Origin of the sequence: Halomonas sp. A020 (assembly GCF_027943625.1) — a bacterium.
GTDB lineage: Bacteria > Pseudomonadota > Gammaproteobacteria > Pseudomonadales > Halomonadaceae > Vreelandella > Vreelandella piezotolerans.
Window position 1 is genome coordinate 1,440,559 of record NZ_AP022850.1, and the last position, 21,340, is coordinate 1,461,898.

Here is a 21,340-nt window from a genome sequence, read left to right on the forward strand (position 1 = left end):
AACGGTCAAACATTGGGAGAGAGCGTTATGGCGGTCGAAATCACGTCGAAAATTGTCGGTTACCGAATCAAACAGCCGGAACGGCCTACCCCCGAGCCCGTGTTGGCCGAGGAGGACCCGCTGACGGTCCGTATCCCCTCGCGTCCGGAGGGGACGCTGGAGGCGGTGTCGGAGAAGATCTCCTACGTGGGGGCCGAAGGGCGTAAGAAGGTCTATTTGCTGGTGTCGTTCATGCCGGTGGAGGGGGTGATCGGTGGTAAGCGCGTGGTGATCGAGCGCCCGGTGGAGTTTTTCTTTCCGTCGGGCCAGCTCTCCAGCGAGCATCAGTGGATCACTGCCACGATGCGTAGCCTGTCGCTAGCGGCGCGGGGCGGCTATGTCACGCAGGCCGTGGCGGATCTTCGCAAGGTGGCCTGGGATAAGGGATTGGTGCGCTGTGGCATGAATCGCTGGGATAAGCCCATGTTTCACGATTCTGAAGTGGCGGCGATTGCTTGGTCGATTCAGCAGATTCTCTATCGGCGTGGCTTTCTGGATCAGGACGGCCACCAAGTGCCGGTCGAGACGCTGGTTGCCCGCTACGCCCACCGAATGCAGCATGGCCATGCTTGGCAGCCCGAGGAGCGTCCAACTGTCGATGAGGCCTCAGGCGCGCCTGTATCCGCCAGCGGCGCGCCGGCCACCGTGGGCACCTGCCCCGAGTGCCGAGGGGACTTGATCATGATGGATGGCTGTCCTACCTGCTACGCCGGATGCGGCTGGTCCAAGTGTGGCTGACGCGCCCCCTTTGCTAAGTGCTGCGCGCTGGGCCAGCGGGCGGCACACGTCGCATCAGCCGTCATCGGAGGATCAACCGTCGAGCAGGGGGCGGACGTTATCGGTCAGGTAGCAGTCATCGAACTCTCCTTCCGTGGCCAGAGCATCCAGGTCGGGAATCGACACGTGGTGGCGGTCGCGGAAGACCAAACCATCCTCGCTGAGCGCGCTGAACGTGCGGCTGACATGCACCGGGCTCAGCCCCAGAATATCGGCCAGCTGCTCTTGGGAGAGCGGGAGACGGAACTGCCCACTAATATCGTCATTGGTTTGGCGTAGGCGCAGGTACATTTCATGGAGGAAGTGGGCCATCTTTTGGCGCGCGCTGCGCCGTGCGAGGTTCACCAACCGTTCGGTGAGCAGCGCCTGCTGACGGCTGCCGATGGCGAACATCACCGAGGTGAGCGGCAGCGACTCACGAAAGAGATCGAGCATCCGTTTATGGGGGAAATGGCAGGCCACTCCGTCCGTAATCATGCGCACGTTCTCGAGACGCTGAGAAAACGCAAACTCCCGCAGGCCGATGATGTCCCCGGGGAGGAAAACTTCGAGAATCTGCCGATCACCATTTTCTAGGTGACGGTAAGAGTAAGCCCAGCCGCTGCGCAGCGTGCAAAACTCGTTGGCAGGGGCGCCCATCTCCCATAGTAGCGAACCAGCCTTGATGTCGTCAGGGCTCTCTTCGAGTGAATTGAGCAACTGCTTTTCGTCGTCTGTCAGCGTACAGTAGTGGCTAAAGTGGCGAATAATGCAGCTCTTATCCTGTTCCACGCGTGCTTCTCCTCGTGCAAACCACCTTTGTTAAACGGCGTCGTTACTTACTATAAGCAGTCGTCACGCGGCATGCTCGCTCTTTTGCGTCTCCCGGCGCGTTTGCGCCGGGACGGCCGCTTAAGAGGTGGTTGACGCGCGGTGACCCCGCTCGAGAAGCGGGGCCAAAAAGCGCCCTGTATGCGAGACGTGCTGCTTGGCAAGCTGCTCCGGGGTGCCTTCGGCAATGATTTGTCCGCCACCCGAGCCGCCTTCCGGGCCCAGGTCGATTAGCCAGTCAGCGGTCTTGATCACATCCAGATTGTGCTCGATCACCACGATGGTATTGCCGTGATCGCGCAGGCGATGCAAGACCGTGAGCAGTTGGCGAATATCCTCGAAATGCAGTCCCGTGGTGGGCTCATCCAGAATATAGAGCGTTTTCCCGGTGTCGCGCTTGGCGAGTTCGCGGGCGAGCTTCACTCGCTGGGCTTCACCGCCAGAGAGGGTGGTCGCGCTCTGGCCCAAGCGAATGTACGAAAGCCCAACGTCCATCAGCGTTTGTAGGCGGCGGGCGATGGCAGGCACTGGGCTGAAAAATGCCAGGGCGTCCTCCACGGTCATCTCCAGCACTTCGTGGATGGTTTTACCCTTGTAATGAATATCCAGCGTTTCGCGATTATAGCGCTTCCCTTTGCACACGTCGCAAGGCACGTAGATATCCGGCAGAAAGTGCATCTCGACCTTGATCATGCCTTCGCCCTGGCACGCCTCGCAGCGCCCACCTTTGACGTTGAAGCTGAAGCGGCCCGGTTTGTAGCCCCGTGAACGTGCCTCTTGGGTGCCCGCAAACAGCTCACGAATGGGCGTGAAAATGCCGGTGTAGGTGGCCGGATTAGAGCGCGGCGTGCGACCAATCGGACTCTGGTCGATATCGATCACTTTATCGAGCTGATCGAGGCCCTCGGCCTTCTCATATGGCGCGGGAGTGAGCGTGGTGGCACGGTTGAGCTCGCGGGCCGCAATCGGCATCAGGGTGCCGTTGATCAGCGTCGACTTGCCCGAACCGGATACTCCGGTGACGGCAATGAAGAGCCCGAGCGGCAGGCTGAGGGTGACGTTTTGCAGATTATTGCCCGTCGCGCCGTGTACCACTAGCTGCTTATCGGGATTGCCGGGAATGCGATAGGGCGGCACGGCAATTTCGCGGGTGCCAGAGAGATATTGACCGGTCAGTGAGTGAGGGTTGTCCATCACCTGCTGAGGCGTGCCTTGGGCGACGATTTCACCGCCGTGCACCCCGGCACCGGGGCCAATGTCCAGCACATGGTCCGCCGCGCGAATGGCGTCCTCGTCGTGTTCGACCACGATCACGGTGTTGCCCAGGTCGCGCAGCCGCTCCAGGGTTTTCAACAGGCGATCGTTATCCCGCTGGTGCAGGCCGATGGAGGGCTCGTCCAGGATGTACATGACGCCTACCAGCCCCGCGCCGATCTGGCTGGCCAGACGAATGCGCTGGGCTTCGCCGCCCGAGAGGGTGTCGGCGCTGCGCTCCAGGTTCAGGTAGTCCAGGCCCACGTTGACCAAGAACTCCAGGCGCGCGTGGATCTCGTTGACGATCTTGGCGGCGATCTCGCCTTTACGACCGGGTAAGTCGAGCTCGGCAAAGTAGTTCCACGCCTCGCCAATCGGCAGGTGGACGATATCGGCAATGTTGTGTTCGTCCACGTAGACATGGCGCGACTCTTTGCGTAGCCGCGAGCCGCCGCAGGTCGTACACGGCTGGACGGCGATGTACTTGGCGAGATCGTCGCGCACCATGTTGGACTCGGTTTCGCGATAGCGGCGCTGCATATTGGGCAAGACACCCTCGAACGCATGCTCCCGAGTGACTTTGCGGCCGCGATCCCCCACGTACACGAACGGAATTTGCTCATTGCCGCTGCCGTTGAGAATGATGTCGCGCTCGTGTCGCGCTAAGTCCTGCCAGGGCGTTTCCAGCTCGAAGCGGTAGTGCTTGGCCAGTGCTTGTAACTGGGTGAAGTAATAAATGTTGCGCCGATCCCACCCTTTAATGACGCCTTCCGCCAGAGATAGCTCCGGGTGGCTGATGAGCTTGTCGGGGTCGAAGTATTGTTGAACGCCCAAGCCATCGCAGGTCGGGCAGGCCCCCGCCGGGTTGTTGAAAGAGAACATGCGCGGCTCGAGTTCGGAGAGCGAGTAGCCACACACCGGGCAGGCAAAGCGCGATGAAAAGGCGAGATCCTCCTGCTCGCCATCCATGAAGTGAATCATCGCCGTGCCGTCGGCCAGGTTCAGCGCCGTCTCGAACGACTCTGCCAGCCGCTGGGCAATGTCGTCGCGTACTTTGAAGCGGTCGACCACCACGCTGATATCGTGTTTTTTACGCTTATCCAATGGTGCGATGTCGTCGAGTTCGAGCACTTGACCGTCGATCTGCACCCGCACGAACCCCTGGGCACGCAGCTCGCTGAGCAATTGTAAATGCTCGCCTTTGCGGCCCTTCACCACTGGGGCCAACAGCATTAGCTTGGTGCCTTCGGCGAGATTCATGACTTGGTCGACCATTTGCGAGATGGTCTGGGCTTCTAGGTCTTCCCCGTGCTCGGGGCAGCGCGGTGTGCCGGCGCGGGCAAACAGCAGGCGCAGGTAGTCGTAAATTTCGGTGATCGTACCGACCGTCGAGCGAGGGTTATGCGAGGTGGACTTCTGCTCGATGGAAATGGCCGGAGAGAGTCCCTCGATGTGATCCACATCGGGTTTTTCCATCATCGACAGGAACTGTCGCGCGTAGGTGGAAAGCGACTCCACGTAGCGACGCTGCCCCTCCGCGTAGAGCGTATCGAACGCCAGCGATGACTTGCCGGAACCGGAGAGCCCGGTAATGACAATCAGTTTGTCACGGGGCAGCTCCACATCGATCTGCTTGAGGTTGTGGGTGCGGGCACCCCTGACCAGAATGCTGTCCATCAACACCTCGAATCGCGTGGCAAAAGCGTAATTATACGTTTGCTGTACCCTTCCCGGCAAAACTGTCTCTGCTGTCGCCACCGCGCTGGCGTTTCCAGCGTGGTGACAAAGCGCTAGAATGGTCGGTTATCTCAGGCCGTTCTGGCCCATCCACCATACACAAGGGCACTATGCGCAAGGTTTCCGCACTGCTGCTGGCCGCTGAACGCCGTGCAATCAGCGGCTTGGCTGGCCTTTACGCGTCTCGTATGCTGGGACTCTTCATGGTTCTGCCGGTACTCGCGCTCTATGCTGATACGTTGGCAGGTGCAACGCCGCTGCTCGTGGGGGTCGCGTTAGGCATCTATGGCCTTACCCAGGCGTCGCTGCAAATTCCGTTTGGCCTGCTCTCTGATCGTATCGGGCGCAAGCGAGTGATTGCCATGGGGCTTGTGATTTTCGCCGTCGGTAGTGTGATCGCTGCAATGGCGGATACGATTGTCGGCGTGATCGCCGGGCGCGCGCTGCAGGGCGGTGGCGCCGTGGCGGCGGCCATCATGGCGCTACTGGCCGATCAAACCCGCGAGCAGGTTCGCACCGCCGCCATGGCCACCATCGGTCTTTCGATCGGCGTGTCGTTTGCCATTGCCATGGTGCTTGGTCCCTGGCTGGCCGCCTGGGCCGGTCTCTCCGGCGTGTTTTGGTTTACCGCCCTGTTGACGCTGGTGGGACTGGTGGTGCTATGGCGCTGGGTGCCGCCCGCTCCGCGCCGGTTGCGCCACCGCGACGTTGGGCTGGATCGCAAACAGTTCAAGAGCGTGATGACTCGACCCGATTTGTGGCGACTGGATCTATCGATTTTTGCGCTGCATTTGGTACTGATGGCCATTTTCGTCGCCATTCCGTTTCGCTTGCTCAATGCAGGCGTAGCAGCGGAGTACCATGGGCTTGCCTATCTCGGCATCATGGCACTGTCATTCGTCGCCATGGTGCCGCTGGTCATCGTCGCGGAAAAACGTCAGCGGATGAAGCTGATGTGCCTGCTGGCCATTGGGGCCATTGCCTTGAGCCTGGCGAGCCTGGGGATGTCGCTCTCGCAAGGACGTTGGCTGTTCGTTTGGTTGTTCGTGTTTTTCACCGGATTTAATTTGCTGGAGGCGACGCTGCCCTCCATGCTCAGTAAGCTGGCCCCAGCGGGTGCCAAGGGGACGGCCATGGGGGTGTACTCCACCAGCCAGTTTTTAGGCGCCTTTTTAGGCGGCACGCTGGGCGGCTTGTTAGCCAACGTTTGGGGGTTGAACGCCGTCTTCATAGGCTGTGCCTTGTTGGCGCTAGGGTGGTGGACGGCCATGTGGCGTATGCCGTCGCCGCCGCCGCTCTCGAGTGAAGTGATGGCGCTGCACGAAACGCAGCCCGATGCGATGAACCTGTTGATGGAGCATCTTGCCGACGTGGTCGGCGTAGAAGATGTGATGGTCGTGCCAGAAGAGCGTTTGGTCTACTTGAAGGTCAATCGCGACGCATTGGACCAGGCGGCGTTGTCGAGACTGATGTCGCCGCCACGAACCTAATGACTCACCGCTGGCTTAGCTGTGACCAGCTGTCAGTGACCGCTAATGTACACGATGAATGATGAGGAGCGACCTTATGGCGCGCGGGATTAATAAAGTTATTTTGATTGGCAACTTAGGCCAGGATCCGGAAGTCCGTTTCACTCCCTCCGGTACCGCGGTGGCGAACCTGAACCTGGCCACCTCTGATACCTGGATGGATCGTCAAAGCGGCCAGCGTCAGGAGCGCACCGAATGGCATCGCGTGGTGCTGTTCAACAAAACGGCCGAAATTGCCCAGCAGTACCTGAAAAAGGGCTCGAAAGTCTATATCGAAGGCCGCCTGCAAACGCGCAAATGGCAGGATCAAAATGGCCAGGACCGCTACAGTACGGAGATCGTCGCCAACGACATGCAGATGCTCGATGGCCGCAGCGGTGACTACCAGGGCGGCGGTGCGCCGCAAGGTGGCTATGCCCAGCAGGCACCTGCTCAGCAGGCCCCGCCGCAGCAGAACTATGGCCAAAACTATGGTCAGCAGCAGCCACCCCAACAAGGTGGTTACCCCAATCAAGGCGCTCCGCAGCGCTCTGCGCCGCCCCAGCAGCCTGCGCCTAACCAGCAGAACAACAGCTACGGTGCGCCTGATCCGGGCAATTTCGACGACTTCGACGACGAAATTCCGTTCTAACGCTGGCAGGCGTTCGTCACCGCATGACGCACGAGTTTACGTTCTTGGGTTGAGGAAGAGGGTCTGTCTTGAAGCTGCTGATACTGGATGCCGGGCACTGCTTGAGTTTAGCATTGGCTCGGGAAGCGAGCCGGCGCACCGATACCGAGCTGGTAATCGAACAGGGCCTCGCCGTTTCGGCGAGCCAGCTGCAGGCCATCGCGCCCGATGCGGTGATCATTCCGCCGCTGGCGCATCCGCTGAGCATGACCCCTGCCGAGGTAAAAGCCCATGCGGACGCCGTGGAGCGCTGCGTGGATGCGTGTCAAACCCAAGGAGTGGCGCTGGTCTGGTGCGTGTCCGATCAGCTTTACGAAGAGGGATTCGATATCCCCATCGATGAGCACGTCGTGCCCGCCCCACGCGACGAGTGTTTGCGCCGCCTCGTCCAGACCGGCGACCGCATTCGCGCCGACTACCACCGACACCTGATCGTGCGCTTGGGGCCCCTGTTCGCGCTGGAAGGCAGCCACGCTTGGCTGAATGAAATCATTGATAGCTTGGTGACCGGGCAGGCGGTTCGGGCCGCCGAGGATGTCGTCTGTTGCCCAACATCGGCCGATGCAGTGGCGATGGCGCTCATCGGTATGCTGCAGCAGCAGGCCTGCGGGGCCGACGCTTGGGGGGCCTACCATTTGGCAGGGACGGAGCCGGTCAGTGCGTTCACCTTTACCTCGATGGTGCGCACACAATTGGCGACACACCTGGAGGGCCGAGGTGAGACGGTCGCGCTAGGTGAGGTGCAAGCACTGAACCATCACCACGATGCTAAATTACGCCGCGTATTGAACTGTCGCCGCGTGCTGGATGTGTTTGGCGTTCATCAAAAGCCATGGCGGCTGGAAGTTGGACGCATGCTGGATGCTTGGTGTCTCACCCGCGACCAGCAGCCCGATGACGTTGGGACAGGAGAGTCAGTTTGATCAATGTGGGTCGCAGCCTGCTGTTTTATGTAGGTTATTTCACTGCCATGCTGCTCATTGGGGTGCTTTTTTTACCCATCGCACCGTTTCTGCCACTGGCGGCTCGCTATCGGCTGTTGAATCTCTACAACTACTTCTTGATGGTGTGGTTCCGCATTGCCTGCGGTGTGCGCTATGAGATTCAGGGGCGGGAGAATATCCCGTCAGGGCCCTGCGTCATTCAAGCCAATCACCAGTGTGAGTGGGAGACGGTCTTTCTGCAGGTGATGAAGCCGCCGGTGTGCACCGTGCTCAAGCGCGAGCTGCTGCGCATTCCCGTTTTTGGGTGGGGGCTGCGCTTGCTACGCCCGATCAGTTTGGATCGCTCCAAGCCCGCGCGAGCCATGAAACAGGTGCTGACACAGGGCGTCGAACGCCTGGGCACTGGCCTGTCTGTCCTGATTTTCCCAGAGGGCACGCGGGTAGATCCTGGCGTGCGCAAGCGCTATAACAAAAGCGGTAGCGTCGTTGCTTGCCGAGCCGGTGTGCCGGTGCTTCCCGTTGCTCACAATGCCGGTGAGCGCTGGCCTGGTCGTCACTGGGTCAAGCGCCCAGGGGTGCTTCGCGTGCGCATTGGACCGCCCATCGCGACCGAAGGGCGCACGCCCGACGAGGTGTTGGTGGATGTCGAAGCCTGGATCGAGGGGCAGCTGCAGGAGATTTCCGAGGTCCCAAGGCCCGTGGCTCGCTAAGCGACGCTGAGCAACTATCCACACATATTCACGCAAAAACGGCGCCCGAAGGCGCCGTTTTTGATGCCGTACATGGATATCAGCCGTCGTAGCGCTGGAACACCAAGCAGGCGTTGGTGCCGCCAAAGCCAAAGCTGTTGGAGAGCACGCGCTCGAGGGTGACGCCGTCGCGACGCTCGGTCACGATATCGAAACCGTCGGCCTGCTCGTCGAGCTGCTCGACGTTGGCAGAAGCGGCCACGAAGTCGTGCTGCATCATCAGCAGCGAGTAGATCGCTTCCTGTACGCCAGTGGCACCCAGCGAGTGGCCGGTGAGCGACTTGGTCGAGCTCATGGCGGGCGTTGAGTTGCCGAACACGCTTCGAATCGCTTTCAGTTCAGCGACATCGCCAACCGGCGTCGAGGTGCCATGGGTATTGATGTAGTCGATATCGCCCTGCACCGTGGCCATGGCCTGATGCATGCAGCGCATCGCGCCCTCACCAGAGGGGGCCACCATGTCATGGCCATCCGAGGTCGCGCCATAGCCGACGAGCTCGCCATAGATCTTGGCGCCGCGCGCTTTTGCATGTTCGAGCTCTTCCAGCACCAGCATGCCGCCACCACCGGCGATGACGAAACCATCGCGGGCCTGATCGTAAGGGCGAGAAGCTTTGTCCGGGGTGTCGTTATAGTGCGTAGAGAGAGCACCCATGGCGTCGAACAGACACGACAGCGTCCAGTGCTCCTCTTCGCCACCGCCAGCAAAGACTACGTCCTGCTTGCCGAGCTGGATCTGCTCCATGGCGCTACCAATGCAGTGGGCCGAGGTCGCACAGGCAGAAGAGATGGAGTAGTTCACGCCTTTGATCTTGAACGGCGTGGCCAAGCAGGCGGATACCGTACTACCCATGGTGCGGGTCACGCGGTAAGGGCCAACGCGGCGCAGGCCTTTCTCGCGCATGAGATCGGCGGCTTCGACCTGATTGGCGCTAGACGCGCCGCCCGAACCGGCAATCAGGCCGGTGCGCTCGTTCGACACTTGCGCTTCGGTCAGACCAGCGTCTTCGATGGCTTGAGCCATGGAGACGTAGGCGTAAGCCGCTGCATCGCCCATGAAGCGGCGCAGCTTGCGGTCGATCAGCGTATCGAGATCGATATCGACACTGCCCGCCACATGGCTGCGGAAGCCGCGCTCGGCGTACTCTTCCTTGAAACGAATACCGCTGCGCCCGCTTTTGAGCGCGTCTAGGACCTGTTGCTGGTCGTTGCCTAAGCACGACACGATGCCAAGGCCGGTGACTACCACTCGTCGCATGGGAGCCTCCTGTTAGAAATTCGCAGTGGAGGTGAATAGGCCAACGCGCAGGTCATTAGCCTGGTAGATATCGCGCCCGTCGACGGACACGGTGCCGTCGGCGATGCCTAAAATGAGCCGACGGGTAATGACGCGCTTCATGTTGATGCGATACGTCACTTTTTGAGCGTCGGGCAAAATTTGGCCGCTGAATTTCACTTCGCCGCAGCCTAGCGCACGGCCTCGGCCAGGATGGCCAAGCCAGCCCAGATAAAAACCTACCAGCTGCCACATCGCGTCGAGACCCAAGCAGCCAGGCATCACCGGGTCGCCGGGGAAGTGGCAGTCGAAGAACCACAGATCCGGAGTGATATCCAGCTCGGCGATCAGTTCGCCTTTGCCGTGTTCACCGCCCTCTTCATGGATATGCGTGATACGGTCGAGCATCAGCATGTTGGGGGCTGGCAGCTGTGCATTGCCTGGGCCAAAAAGCTCGCCACGCGAGCAGGCCAGCAGTTCTTCGCGATCAAAGGAGTGTTGCTTGGTCACTGAATCGTTCCGAGTATGAAGATGGTTGTTGCGCCTAGTCTACTTCCCGAGACCACCGAATGCACGTCACGGGCGCCTTATCGTCACTTTCTAATGCTTTTTAATGATTTGCCAATACGGCAATCGTCATGAGTGTAACGTTTCACTTAGCGAATTCGCACAATAAACGGCCTATTGACGTAATATGCTCTATCCAAGTTTTGGGTTAGACGGCATGATGTCGTCGACCCTTGTTTTTAGTTAGTGACTGCTGATAGGACAACAAGACCCGCCATGTGGCTGCCTGTTTCTCTTAATCGTCCGCTGGTTTGGGTAGCGCTCATGGCGCTGCCTGCGTGTGTATGGATTCCTGATACCGCGCTGCGCATGGTGGCCGCCAGCTTGGTTACGTTGGGTTTATGGGATGCTTGGCACCAAGTTCGTCAGCAGCGGTTGCGCCTGCGGCTTGCCCAAGATGCCATGGGGTTGGCGGGGGATGCCATGGTCATCAGCGACGTGCAAAATCGCGTTCTGGCCGTCAATCCGGCCTTTACCGACATTACCGGCTACGAGAGTCAGGAGATGGTCGGCCGCAAGCTTGAAACCCTCGCGGCGCAGCGCCACGACAAAGCCTTCTATGAAAGCTTTTGGAGCACCCTCAAAGCCACGGGCCGTTGGGAAGGGGAAATGTGGAACCGCCGCAAACATGGCGATGAGTACCCCGAGTGGCTCAAGGTTCGTGCCGTGACCGACAAACGCGGCAAGATTACCCACTTCATCAGTCTGTTTACCGATATTTCGGCGCAAAAGGCTCGCGAGCGTGACCTGCGCCGCATCGGCTACGAGGACCCGCTGACCGGGCTACCTAATCGTCGCCGCCTGCATGACCTAATGGCCTCAAGGCTGCGCCACCTGCGCGCGGGTGAGAGTTTGGACATGGCGCTGATCGATATCGATGGTTTGAAGTCGGTCAATGACAGTCTGGGCGTCGAGCAGGGGGATCGGTTGCTTGCGCGGTTTGCTCAGCGGCTCACCAGCTACATGGCGGGCAGCGTCGTCGGCCGCCTGGGGGGTGATGAGTTTTTGGTGATTCGCACCACCACCTTCGATGATCACGACAAATGGATCATGACCCTGCGCGATCATATGTGCAGCCCTTTCGAGATCAATGAGCAGTCGCTGCGCCTAGGGCTGACCATTGGCAGCTGCCGCGCACCCGAAGATGGCCGCGACTCCGGCGTGCTGTTTCAGCGTTTGGAGTCCGCCTTGTATAGCGCCAAGCGATTGGGGCGTAACCATAGCCAGCGTTTTCGACCAGCCTTGGACAAGCAGGATAATCCCCAGCTGGCGCTGGTCAGCGATCTGCGCGCCGCGCTGGTGTCCGGTGACCAGTTAGAGCTTCACTACCAAACTCAGCACCACCCAGGCAGCGGTGAGCTGATGGGCATGGAGGCATTGCTACGCTGGCGCCATCCGCAGGATGGCATGATCTCGCCGGGCGAGTTCATTCCTCTGGCCGAGCGTCATGGTCTGATGGCCGAGCTAGGTAGCTGGGTGATCGAGAAAGCGTGTGCTCAGCAAGCACACTGGCAAAACAGCGGTATGCCCAAAGTGACCGTGTGGATCAACATCTCGGCGCTGCAGCTCTTTCAGGGCGATCTGGAAACCCAATTGGCGACCTGCTTGGAGCGCTATCAGCTCAAACCGTCGCAAATTGGTCTGGAGCTCACCGAGTCGGTGCTGCTGGACGAGCGTGCCGGCGACATGGGCCCCCGCCTACAGGCGCTTCGGGCGCTTGGCTACGCCATTGCCATCGACGACTTCGGTACCGGCTATTCATCGTTAGGCTATTTGAAACGACTGCCGGTGGATAAGATCAAACTGGACCGTGCGTTCATCCGCGAGCTCCCCAATGACCAAGCCGATGCGGCCATCGTCACGGCGGTGTTGGCCATGGCCGATGGGATGGGACTGGAAGTCGTGGCGGAGGGCGTTGAAACTCAAGCCCAGTGTCAGTTTTTGATCAAAGCGGGCTGTACGCTGGTGCAGGGATTTTACTTCGCCAAACCGCTGCCTGCCTCCGAGCTAGAGCAGCGCTGGTCGCCGGTGGCGCTTGCCGAGGGTGTTCATTGAGTCGTTGCAGCGACCCGCCGTGCGTAGTAGCTAATGCCTAGGCAAAGCGCGGCCCAGATGACCGCTTGCACCGGCAAAAGCCACGCTGCCAAACTTACGTTGGCCAGCGCCGCGCCTCCCAAATAAGAGAGTGGGCCACTGATCGCCCCGCACGCGGCGGCAATCAAAGGGTAGCGCCATAGCCAAGCAAGCGAGTGAAATACCAGCGTGGCGAACAGCGGCCAGAGCATCCATAGCCATACGGGCAGCAGTCCCGCAACGAGCGCTTGGTCGCCAAAATCGAAGCCGCCTGCCACATGTAGTCCGCCATCCAGCGCCAGCCCCAATAGAGCGAATAGCCCGATGAAACGCCATTCGCCGGGTTTGGCCCAGTGCCAAAAGTGCCAGCCCAGCAGTGCCGCCCCGCTGATCGCGGCGATCCATGAGCCGCCCAGCACACATAGCAGCCAGCCCGCCTCGAAGCGCAGCGCATTGAATAACATCGCGCGTACTGGCATGGGGGAGGGCGACGCCATTTACAGCGCTCCGGTGAGCGGGGCCGGTTTGGCCGCTGGCTTGGCCAGCAACAGGTGGCAGGTGCCGATGGAGCGCTCGATAAAGCCGCCTTCGCAGTAACACAGGTAGTAGCGCCACATACGAATGAAGCGCTCGTCATAGCCTTGGCTACGTACCTGGTCGAGACTCGCCTCGAAACGGTGGCGCCACTCCCGCAGCGTCCGTGCGTAGTGCTGGCCAATCTCATCGAGCGCTACGACGTTGAGAGACGTTTTACGCATTACGCTCGAGAGCATGGCGTGATGGGAGGGCAAAAAACCACCGGGGAAAATGTAGCGCTTGATGAAGTCCATGTCGCGTTTGGCCTCTTCGAAGCGCTGGTCGCGAATGGTGATCGCTTGCAGCATCACTTGACCATCATCGGTCAGCAGGCTGTCGATCTTTTCGAGATACGTATTGAGATACTGATGTCCCACCGCCTCGATCATTTCTACCGAGATCAGCCGATCGAAACGTCCGGTCAGCTCGCGATAATCCTGCTTCAGCAGCGTGATTTTATCTTCCAGCCCTTCTTCTTTGATGCGCAGGGCGGTATGTGCGTACTGCTCCTCGGAAATCGTCGTGGTGGTCACCCGGCAGCCGCGTGTCTTGGCAGCGTGAATGGCCAAGCCGCCCCAGCCCGTGCCAATTTCCAACAAGTGGTGCTCGGGGCGAACGTCCAGCTTCTCGAGCATGATGTCGAGCTTATAGGTCGAGGCCTCTTCCAAACTGGCTTCCGGGTAGGGGAAGACGGCGCTGGAGTACATCCAGTGGCGTGTATCCAGGAATGTCGCAAACAGATCGTTACCGATGTCATAGTGCGCGGCGATATTGCGCTTGGAACCGGACAGACTGTTGCGTTGGAAGCGGTAAGCCAGTCCCAGCAGCCAGCGGGTGAGGCGAGCGCTACCGTTCTCCATCTGGCCATTGACATGATCCAGATTGGCCGCAAACAGGCGGACCAACGCCACCAAGTCATCGGCGTCCCAATCGCCGTCCATATAGGATTCTGCGGCACCGACGGTGCCGCCAAAGGCGAGCCGCTTCCAGGCGCGTGAGTGACGGATCACCACGGTGACTTGTAGCGGGCCCTCCTGACCCAGGTGATGGCACTGGTTGCCCTCGATCAACGTGATGCGTCCGCCGCGAAAGGCATCCAACTGAGCCAGCAAACGGGGTTTTAGCCAGCGAGTGAAGCGGTCTTGGCGCGCTGGCTGGCTATTGGGAGGCGTGGTACGCAGGGTGGTCATTTTGAAGTCTCCTTGCGCTTAGGGTGGTTATAAACGGGGATGCGCTTGAGCCACAGGCGAAGCGCTTCAAAATGGATTCCCGCGACCGTTTTCAGACTCATCCAAGGGTGCTTGGCGAGGGTGGCCAGGAGCACGCCGCGCGTGGCGGGCGCTGCATCGAGCGTGAGCGTAGCGTCGAAATGGCGTTGTTCGTGCTGCCAGTTCTCCATATGCAGATAGAGCTGGTCGCCGGGCGAATTGAATTTCCAGCGATAGGTCATCTCCATGGGGTTGAAGGGCGACACGTGCATGGCTTTAGCAAAGCGTGCCTGATGCGCGTGGCGGTCGGTCTCGACATGGCAGGCGTAGCAAGTACGCTCGCGCCAGGGCATATTGGTGACTTCACCCAGCACGGCGGCTAGGCGTCCCAGCTCATCGTAGGCGTAGTACACGGTGATAGGGTTGAACATCGTGCCGAGGGTGCGCAGTTGGGTCAGCATGCAGATACGACCGTTAGGGGCGCTGCCTAGCTGGCGGGCCAACTCTTCCCGCACGGCGGTGCGCAGCGGGCGGTCCGTCGGGGCCAGATAATCTTCGCGACGAAAGCGCGCCAGCGCCGGGCGTCGCGCGCTAAATCCCGGCACGCCGTCGAAGAGCGTGGGGAGCTCATCGAGGTCGAGCCACGCCATCCACATCTGATAGCTAAACGTGTGAACCTTGGGCGTAAAGCGGCGGTGGCGAAGCGTGCCGCGATAGATGCGCGAGCGCGGCGCAGGGATCATCCCAGCCCCTCCCCAACGCTGTTGGGCATCAACTCATGCGCGGGCAGCGCCGTCGGCGTGGTGGGCGGCTCAGCGGCTTCGTCACAGCCCAGTGCCTGCGCCACACGTAGCGCGCTCCAAACGCCGTCCTCATGAAAACCGTTGCGCCAGTAGGCGCCGCAGAAGTGGGTGCGCCGTGCCACCGACGAGATCTCGTCGTGGCGCATTTGAGCGGCCTGACCTGCCAGCGTGAACTGGGGATGGGCATAGGTGTAGCGGCCAAGCACCTTGGTCGGATCGATACTGTCGGAATCGTTCAGCGTGACGCAAAACGTAGTGTCTGCTGCTAAACGCTGCAGGATGTTCATGTTGTAAGTGACCGATACTCGCTCGTCGGCTCCGCGGCCATCCAACCGGTAGTTCCAGCTTGCCCAGGCGCGCTGGCGGCGGGGCAGCAGCGAGGTGTCGGTGTGCAGCACGACCTCGTTGTCCTGGTAAGGCATTGCTCCCAGGATCTCGCGCTCGGCGGCAGAGGCATCTCCTAGCATGGCGAGCGCTTGGTCAGCGTGACAGGCCAGTACGACCTGGTCGAAGCGTTCGCTGCCCTGGGCCGTGGTCACCACGACACCCGTGTCGCTGCGAGTGATGTGGGTCACCGGGGTGTTGAGACGGATGCGCGACGCATAGGGCGCGGTCAAGCTGGGGATATAGCGCTTGGAGCCGCCCACGAGGGTATACCATTGGGGGCGGTGGTTGACCGATAGCAGTCCATGGTTGCGGAAAAAGCGAACGAAAAACGTCAGTGGGAAAGCGCGTAGATCACCAATGCTCGCCGACCAGATGGCGGCCCCCATGGGCAGCAGGTAACGACGCTGGAACGCGTCGCCGTAGCCGTGTCTATCGAGGTACTCACCCAGCGTCATGTCCGCCGGTAGCCGTTTGCTCTCTAGGTCGGCGGTGGCCTGTTTGTTAAAGCGTAAAATATCGCGTAGCAGACGATAGAACGAGGGATTGAGCAGATTGCGGCGCTGGGCGAAGAGCGACGTGAGCGTATGGCCGTTGTACTCGAAGTCGACGTCCGTCTCATGCACCGAAAAACTCATCTCGGTGGCTTGGCTGGGCACGCCGAGGGTCGCTAACAAGCGTTGAAAATGGGGGTAGGTCCAGTCATTGAAAACGATGAAGCCGGTATCGATGGCGTAGGGCTCGCCATTGACCTCGACGTCCATGGTGGCCGTATGGCCGCCTAGTCGACGATCGGCTTCGAACAGCGTCACCTCATGCTGTGAGGATAGGTACCATCCGGCGGCCATCCCGCTGATGCCGCTGCCAATAACCGCAATGCGCTGTGACGCTGTGACGCTCATGGTGACTCCTTGGTTTGCCGCGTCATGCGCAGGCCAATCCATCGCCGCAGGGCGGGGGGTAAAATGCCCAAACATTTGACGATATAGGTAAACCGCCGTGGGAAATGGATATCCAGGCGACCTTTGGCAAGCCCTGCAATGATCGCCTTGGCGGCTTCGTCGGCTGTGACCTGCATGGGCATAGGAAAGTCGTTGCGGTCGGTGAGCGGTGTTTTCACGAAGCCCGGGTGGATCAAGCTGACGTCGATGCCTTCCTGGTGCAGATCAAGACGCAGAGATTCAAGAAAGTAACTCACGGCGGCCTTCGACGCGCCGTAAGCCTCCGCGCGAGGCAGCGGCAAGTAGGCCGAGGCGCTCGATGTCGCGGCCAAGCGTGCTGGTTTGCCTTCCTGACGAGCAGCACGCAGCAGCGGAAGGGCGGCGTCGACGCCATACAGCGTGCCAAACAGGTTTGGAGTGAAAACACGTTCGACGAGCGCCATATCAAAGTGTCGCGCGTCGAGATACTCGCAGGTGCCCGCGTTGAATAGTGCAACGTCTAATGCGCCCAGCCATTCGCGAATCTGCTCACCGGCGGCTAATACGGCCTGATGGTCGCTGACGTCCAGGGGCAACGGATAAGCGTTGTCATGGCCATTGCAAAGCGCATGCAATGCCTCTTCGTTGCGGGCGCTCAATACCACGCGGTGTCCCTGTTCGATTAACTGTTTGGCCAGCGCTTCACCAATGCCGGAGGTCGCGCCGGTCAGCCAGATACGTTGGGACGTATTCCATGTGCTCATCCTGCTCTCCTGTAGCGGCCTGTTAGCACGCAGCCTGCGTGCGTATCAACGAGGTCACACGACTCAACCCAGGCGCTGCTTTAACCAGCGTATGACACGTCCCATGATGGGAAGGTGCTCGTACAGCATGGCCCCAGCATCGAAATAGTCGCGGTGACGCGACACTTTTCCGTCCTCGGTAAACGTCAGCGCACTGCAACCCTCCACACTCACTGGCCTGCCCCGGGCCAAGCGAGGGTGAACGAACTCCATGGTCCACGTCACGAACGCTTGATACCCCTGCATCTGCTGGGTATGGAACGTGAAGCGGCAGCGCTCAACGTTTTCGTACATCGTGGCGAAGTAGCGCTCTAGCGCCTCGCGACCCTCAATGTGATGTAGCGGATCGTTGAAAACAACTTCCTCAGTATATACCTCGTATAGTTTTTCTGTACAGGTGTTGTCTAGTTTGTTGAAGAAAGCACAAAACTTGGCCAAAGCGCGGTCGTCGGTCATCGCACACTCCTTGCAAGTGACAGGGCGTCATGATGAGAGAATGGTAGGTAGATAGGCAGCATAGCGGCACATGGCCGCCATGAAGAGGCGTATGTGGCGGCTACTTCGAGAGCGCTTTGAAGGCGTCGAGTGCCCGCTGGCGCGCCGCTTTGTGATCGACGATGGGCGCTGGGTAATCGATGGGATCGAGCATGTCTTTTGGTGGGGCGTGTCGCGCTTTGGCTGGCAGCGATGCAAGCTCGGGCAGCCATTGGGCGATGAACTCGCCGTCGGGGTCGAAGCGAGTCGATTGGGTGGTGGGGTTGAAAATGCGGAAATAGGGTGCCGCATCGGTTCCCGTCGAAGCGGCCCACTGCCAGCCGCCATTGTTGGCGCAGAACTCGCCATCCACCAAGTGGCGCATGAAAAAAGCCTCACCACGTCGCCAGTCGATCAGCAGGTGTTTGCTCAAGAACATGGCCGTGATCATGCGCAGACGGTTGTGCATCCAGCCGGTCGACACGAGTTGGTGCATGGCAGCGTCCACGATGGGGTAGCCGGTGCGGCCCTCGCACCAAGCGGCAAAGCCGTCGTCGTCATCGCGCCAGTCGAGCTGCTTGGTGTGTTCTTGAAACGGCTGGTAGCGGCACACCTGGGGGAAGCCGACCGCCACATGCTGATAAAACTCCCGCCACACCAGCTCGTTCACCCAGGCCGTCAAGCCCGCGTCGCCGTCGGCGAGGCTCCCGCCGTTTTCGCTCATCACGGCTTGTAGGCACTGGCGATACGAGATCATCCCCAGGGCTAAATAGGGTGACAGCTCGCTGGTTCCCCGCACCTTGGGAAAATCGCGCTGATCCTTGTAATGCCGCCCGCGAAAACGCAAGAAGCGCTCCAAGTTGTCGCTAGCGGCGTTTTCGCCTGCGGGCCACTGGCGGCCATCCAGCGGCTCGTCGTCGAGCGCGGGCAGAGACGGAAGCGAGTCGCTTTGGATCTCGAGGGGCGACTGGGCTTCTGGCGTGTCGCGCAGAGCAAGCTGATCCGCCGTTACCTGTTTGTGCCACGCTTTCGCAAAGGGTGTAAACACGCCGTAGTAATCGCCTTTGCCGGTCAGCAAACTGCCTGGGGCAAAGGCAACGGCGTCATGGTGACCATGAGCAGTTATCTCTGCCTGTTGAAAGGCCTTCAGTACTGCCTGATCGCGGCGCTGCTCGTTGAGCGGATACTCGTAATTGAAGTGTAGCCGCTCGACGCCGTACTTCTGGGCAATCTCCAACAGCGCTTGAGGGGCGTCGTCGTAGCGTTCGATATCGCGGTGCAAAAGCGGGATGTTCAGACCGTTGAGCGACGTCTTCAGTGCACTGACGCCGCGCGCCCAAAAATCGAGCTTGTTCGCACCGTGACCGTGGTCACGCCACTGCTCGATGCTGCGTAAAAAAACCGCTACGACCGGCCCTTTGGCGGCAGCGGCGGCGAGTGCGGAATTGTCATGAATACGTAAATCGCTGCGAAACCAAACAAGCTGCAGGTTCATGCAAAATCCTTAGGTTAGCCGATGCCACCGCGTTTACAGGATACCGGATTCACGTAGCAGCGGGCGCAAACGAGCAATCGCTTGGGGAAGGTCGTCCCCCAGCATGTGAACGGCGCCGTCACGGAGGTCGTTCTCGCGCAGCCGCGCCACTTCGCCGCAAACGCCGAGGGGCACGCCGAGGGCTTCGGCGGCTTTGGGTAAATCGTCGCGAATATAGCGATCGTTTTCCCGCTGACCGCTGGAAAGCAGCACCATCGATGAATGTAGGCGAGACACCGCTTGCGGCAAATCGTCGAGTGGCAGCGAGTGATCGAAGAGTTGCACGCGGTAGCCTTGTTCGCTGGCCATGAGCGCGCACATCAACACCCAAAGCGGGCCGGGGTCGTCAGGCATAGCGCTGAGTAGGATCAGCGGTCCCCGTGTCGCTTGGTTGGCGTAGTGCAAGCGAATACCTACTTGGCTGCGGAAAAACGCTTCGAACGTGCGGCGTACCAAGTCGTCGGGCTCGGCGGCCCACTTGGCTTCTAGGGTCAGAATGACCGGCTGCCAAAGCTCGTTGATCGCCACGCTCAGCGGATAAAGCGCCAGGCTCTGGTGATACAGGGCTTCTAACTTCGGCAAGTCGACCGCTTCGATGACCGCCTGAAGCTGCTGGCGTTGGCTGGCCCAGTCACCGGCATTCGGCGTTGGTGCCTCGACCGTTTCAGGTTGGTCGAGCAGGTCCGCCACTTGGCTGACCGGTACGCCGCGGTTGAGCCATTGAAGAATGCGCTCGATGCGGCTGATGTCGTCCTGGGCGTAGAGCCTGTGTCCCTTGGGCGTGCGCTGTGGACGAATCAAACCGTAGCGTCGCTCCCAGGCGCGTAGAGTGACCGAGTTCACACCCGTCAAACGGGAAACTTCCCGAATCGGATAGAGGGGAGTATCGGGTGGGTGGGTCGCCTTGTTGCTCATGGGCGCCATTGCCTCTTGGTTGCCTGCAGCCAGCGCTGCAGGGGTCTGTCAATAATTGCGATAGCTATGTTGCCGCGCCAGCTCGGCGCAGGGCCATCTAGCCGTATAGCGATTCGTTGAATAACACCTAATCGATGGAATAGGATCACGCTATTATAGGCACCTTTGTACAATTTGTGGCGACTGGGTACAACCTTTGCGGTGTCCATCTTGGTGCGCTGTTAGTCGGAGTATTATTAGACCGACCGGCCTAATAATGCCGCCCCCAGCTCGTTTCCAGAGAGCCAAGCATCCTCGACACGGCTACCGCGGAAGCTGTCACCGCACAGTGCTAAACCGCTCTCACTGTACAAGAACGACTGCCTGCCTGGCGAGGCAGGCTGGGCATAGCGCCAGCGGTGCGCCCCTACGTCAATAGGAGAGGGGAGCGATGTGTCGCTGGGCAGTGTGGTGACGAATGCCTCCCATAGCTGCTGCGCCGCGGATGCTGGTGTCGCGTCGATATGTGCATCGCTCCAGTCGAGTTGGGCCAGCAGGCTCAGGCTTTCCGGCTGGTGCTTTCGCCCTGGTTTGGTGTGGTTGCGAGAGACCAAGCGTAGAGCAGGATGCTCAAGATGCAGGCTCTGCCACTGGTCGCCGACGGGAAGTCTTGGAAGCGATTCGTCAAATATGGCCCATGCCGCCCAGCAGCTCCGCTGCGGTCTTTCTTCACAGGCGTCGGACAGCATCGGTTCCCAATCTGCCAGCAGCGCTTTCGCCTGGGGCGGCGGGGCGCTGATCACCACGTAATCGAAAAGACCGTACCGGTTGTCGTGAGCATCGCGAAGCTGCCAGCCTTTGGGCTGGCGCTCTAAAGCCGTGATGGTCGTTTCGAGCAAGAGCGTGGCATCAGCGAACGCGCTCAGCCCGTCGGCCAGGTAGCGAGTAATGGCGCTCATGCGCGGCGCTCCACAATAGCGTATCTGCCCATCGTCGTGTGTTTGCCAGCCGGATGCACTAGCCTGATAGCGATGTGTTGGCCAGATGTCCACACAACCGGCGTGTCGCCACTCGTCGACCTGACGCGCAAAACGCTCATCACGCACGGTAAAGGCTTGGGCGCCGAGGTCGAGCGTGGCGGCAGGGCGCTGTTTACTGGACATTCGCCCGCCGGGACCGCGTGCCTTATCGAATAGCCGAACCTGGGTACCCTGCTGCGCCAGTCGATGGGCGCAGGCCAGCCCAGACAGCCCGGCGCCCACGATGGCCACGCGAAGCGCAAAGGGTGATGGATAGCTCTCGTTTGCCGTTGCGGCCAT

At 60.2% G+C, this 21,340-nt stretch carries 19 protein-coding genes; 6 read left to right on the forward strand and 13 right to left on the reverse strand.

Annotated elements, in window-relative coordinates; genetic code table 11:
* Nucleotides 1–27: 27 nt before the first annotated feature.
* A complete protein-coding gene (locus tag FRH_RS06635; protein WP_281997986.1) occupies nt 28–777 on the forward strand; it encodes a ribonucleoside-diphosphate reductase in 750 nt (249 codons plus the stop codon).
* A gap of 72 nt (nt 778–849) precedes the next feature.
* On the opposite strand, the gene FRH_RS06640 is transcribed toward FRH_RS06635, so the two are convergent.
* Together FRH_RS06640 and uvrA are read right to left on the reverse strand one after the other, a co-directional pair.
* The gene (locus tag FRH_RS06640) at nt 850–1,587 is read right to left on the reverse strand and encodes a Crp/Fnr family transcriptional regulator (protein WP_139527830.1); all 738 of its coding nucleotides are present in this window, start codon (nt 1,585–1,587) and stop codon (nt 850–852) included.
* 120 nt (nt 1,588–1,707) lie between these two features.
* Nucleotides 1,708–4,557: an excinuclease ABC subunit UvrA gene (uvrA, locus tag FRH_RS06645; RefSeq protein WP_239286273.1), complete on the reverse strand. Its 2,850-nt coding sequence runs from the start codon at nt 4,555–4,557 to the stop codon at nt 1,708–1,710.
* Between the two features lie 170 nt (nt 4,558–4,727).
* Between uvrA and FRH_RS06650 the strand changes: the two genes are divergently transcribed.
* The 4 genes from FRH_RS06650 (at nt 4,728) to FRH_RS06665 (ending at nt 8,470) form a co-directional block, all read left to right on the forward strand.
* Entirely contained in the window at nt 4,728–6,107 is a 1,380-nt protein-coding gene (locus FRH_RS06650) for an MFS transporter (RefSeq protein ID WP_219862369.1), read from the forward strand.
* Nucleotides 6,108–6,183: 76 nt separating this feature from the next.
* Nucleotides 6,184–6,777: a single-stranded DNA-binding protein gene (gene ssb / locus FRH_RS06655; protein ID WP_139527833.1), complete on the forward strand. Its 594-nt coding sequence runs from the start codon at nt 6,184–6,186 to the stop codon at nt 6,775–6,777.
* Between the two features lie 68 nt (nt 6,778–6,845).
* Nucleotides 6,846–7,739, forward strand: a complete 894-nt coding sequence (locus FRH_RS06660) for a sugar nucleotide-binding protein (protein WP_139527834.1) — start codon at nt 6,846–6,848, stop codon at nt 7,737–7,739.
* Nucleotides 7,736–8,470 carry a lysophospholipid acyltransferase family protein gene (locus tag FRH_RS06665; protein ID WP_139527835.1) on the forward strand — a complete coding sequence of 245 codons (735 nt, stop codon included), beginning with the start codon at nt 7,736–7,738 and terminating at the stop codon, nt 8,468–8,470. The genes FRH_RS06660 and FRH_RS06665 overlap by 4 nt, the downstream gene beginning before the upstream one ends.
* Before the next feature lie 79 nt (nt 8,471–8,549).
* On the opposite strand, the gene fabB is transcribed toward FRH_RS06665, so the two are convergent.
* Both fabB and fabA read right to left on the reverse strand, forming a co-directional pair.
* Nucleotides 8,550–9,767, reverse strand: coding sequence for a beta-ketoacyl-ACP synthase I (gene fabB / locus FRH_RS06670; RefSeq protein WP_139527836.1), 1,218 nt, complete (start codon nt 9,765–9,767; stop codon nt 8,550–8,552).
* A gap of 12 nt (nt 9,768–9,779) precedes the next feature.
* On the reverse strand, nt 9,780–10,295 hold the full coding sequence (gene fabA / locus FRH_RS06675; protein ID WP_139527837.1) for a 3-hydroxyacyl-[acyl-carrier-protein] dehydratase FabA: 516 nt from the start codon (nt 10,293–10,295) through the stop codon (nt 9,780–9,782).
* Between the two features lie 273 nt (nt 10,296–10,568).
* Between fabA and FRH_RS06680 the strand changes: the two genes are divergently transcribed.
* Nucleotides 10,569–12,407, forward strand: a complete 1,839-nt coding sequence (locus tag FRH_RS06680) for a GGDEF domain-containing phosphodiesterase (RefSeq protein WP_139527838.1) — start codon at nt 10,569–10,571, stop codon at nt 12,405–12,407.
* Here the strand turns inward: FRH_RS06680 and FRH_RS06685 are convergent.
* From FRH_RS06685 to FRH_RS06725, 9 genes are all read right to left on the reverse strand, one after another.
* Nucleotides 12,401–12,922 carry a DUF2878 domain-containing protein gene (locus FRH_RS06685; RefSeq protein ID WP_153843255.1) on the reverse strand — a complete coding sequence of 174 codons (522 nt, stop codon included), beginning with the start codon at nt 12,920–12,922 and terminating at the stop codon, nt 12,401–12,403. The genes FRH_RS06680 and FRH_RS06685 overlap by 7 nt on opposite strands.
* Nucleotides 12,923–14,191, reverse strand: coding sequence for a cyclopropane-fatty-acyl-phospholipid synthase family protein (locus tag FRH_RS06690; protein WP_153843254.1), 1,269 nt, complete (start codon nt 14,189–14,191; stop codon nt 12,923–12,925).
* Complete coding sequence (locus FRH_RS06695) at nt 14,188–14,952, reverse strand: DUF1365 domain-containing protein (RefSeq protein ID WP_281997987.1); 765 nt, start codon at nt 14,950–14,952, stop codon at nt 14,188–14,190. Before FRH_RS06695 ends, FRH_RS06690 begins: the two co-directional genes overlap by 4 nt.
* The gene (locus FRH_RS06700; RefSeq protein WP_153843252.1) at nt 14,949–16,298 is read right to left on the reverse strand and encodes an FAD-dependent oxidoreductase; all 1,350 of its coding nucleotides are present in this window, start codon (nt 16,296–16,298) and stop codon (nt 14,949–14,951) included. Before FRH_RS06700 ends, FRH_RS06695 begins: the two co-directional genes overlap by 4 nt.
* A complete protein-coding gene (locus tag FRH_RS06705) occupies nt 16,295–17,080 on the reverse strand; it encodes an SDR family NAD(P)-dependent oxidoreductase (RefSeq protein ID WP_139527843.1) in 786 nt (261 codons plus the stop codon). Before FRH_RS06705 ends, FRH_RS06700 begins: the two co-directional genes overlap by 4 nt.
* Nucleotides 17,081–17,143: 63 nt before the next feature.
* Nucleotides 17,144–17,575 carry a nuclear transport factor 2 family protein gene (locus tag FRH_RS06710; RefSeq protein WP_281997988.1) on the reverse strand — a complete coding sequence of 144 codons (432 nt, stop codon included), beginning with the start codon at nt 17,573–17,575 and terminating at the stop codon, nt 17,144–17,146.
* 100 nt (nt 17,576–17,675) lie between these two features.
* On the reverse strand, nt 17,676–19,088 hold the full coding sequence (gene phrB / locus FRH_RS06715) for a deoxyribodipyrimidine photo-lyase (protein ID WP_153843250.1): 1,413 nt from the start codon (nt 19,086–19,088) through the stop codon (nt 17,676–17,678).
* Nucleotides 19,089–19,121: 33 nt separating this feature from the next.
* Entirely contained in the window at nt 19,122–20,042 is a 921-nt protein-coding gene (locus tag FRH_RS06720) for a MerR family transcriptional regulator (RefSeq protein ID WP_176558247.1), read from the reverse strand.
* A 236-nt stretch (nt 20,043–20,278) separates the two neighbouring features.
* On the reverse strand, nt 20,279–21,340 hold the full coding sequence (locus FRH_RS06725; protein WP_153843249.1) for an FAD-dependent oxidoreductase: 1,062 nt from the start codon (nt 21,338–21,340) through the stop codon (nt 20,279–20,281).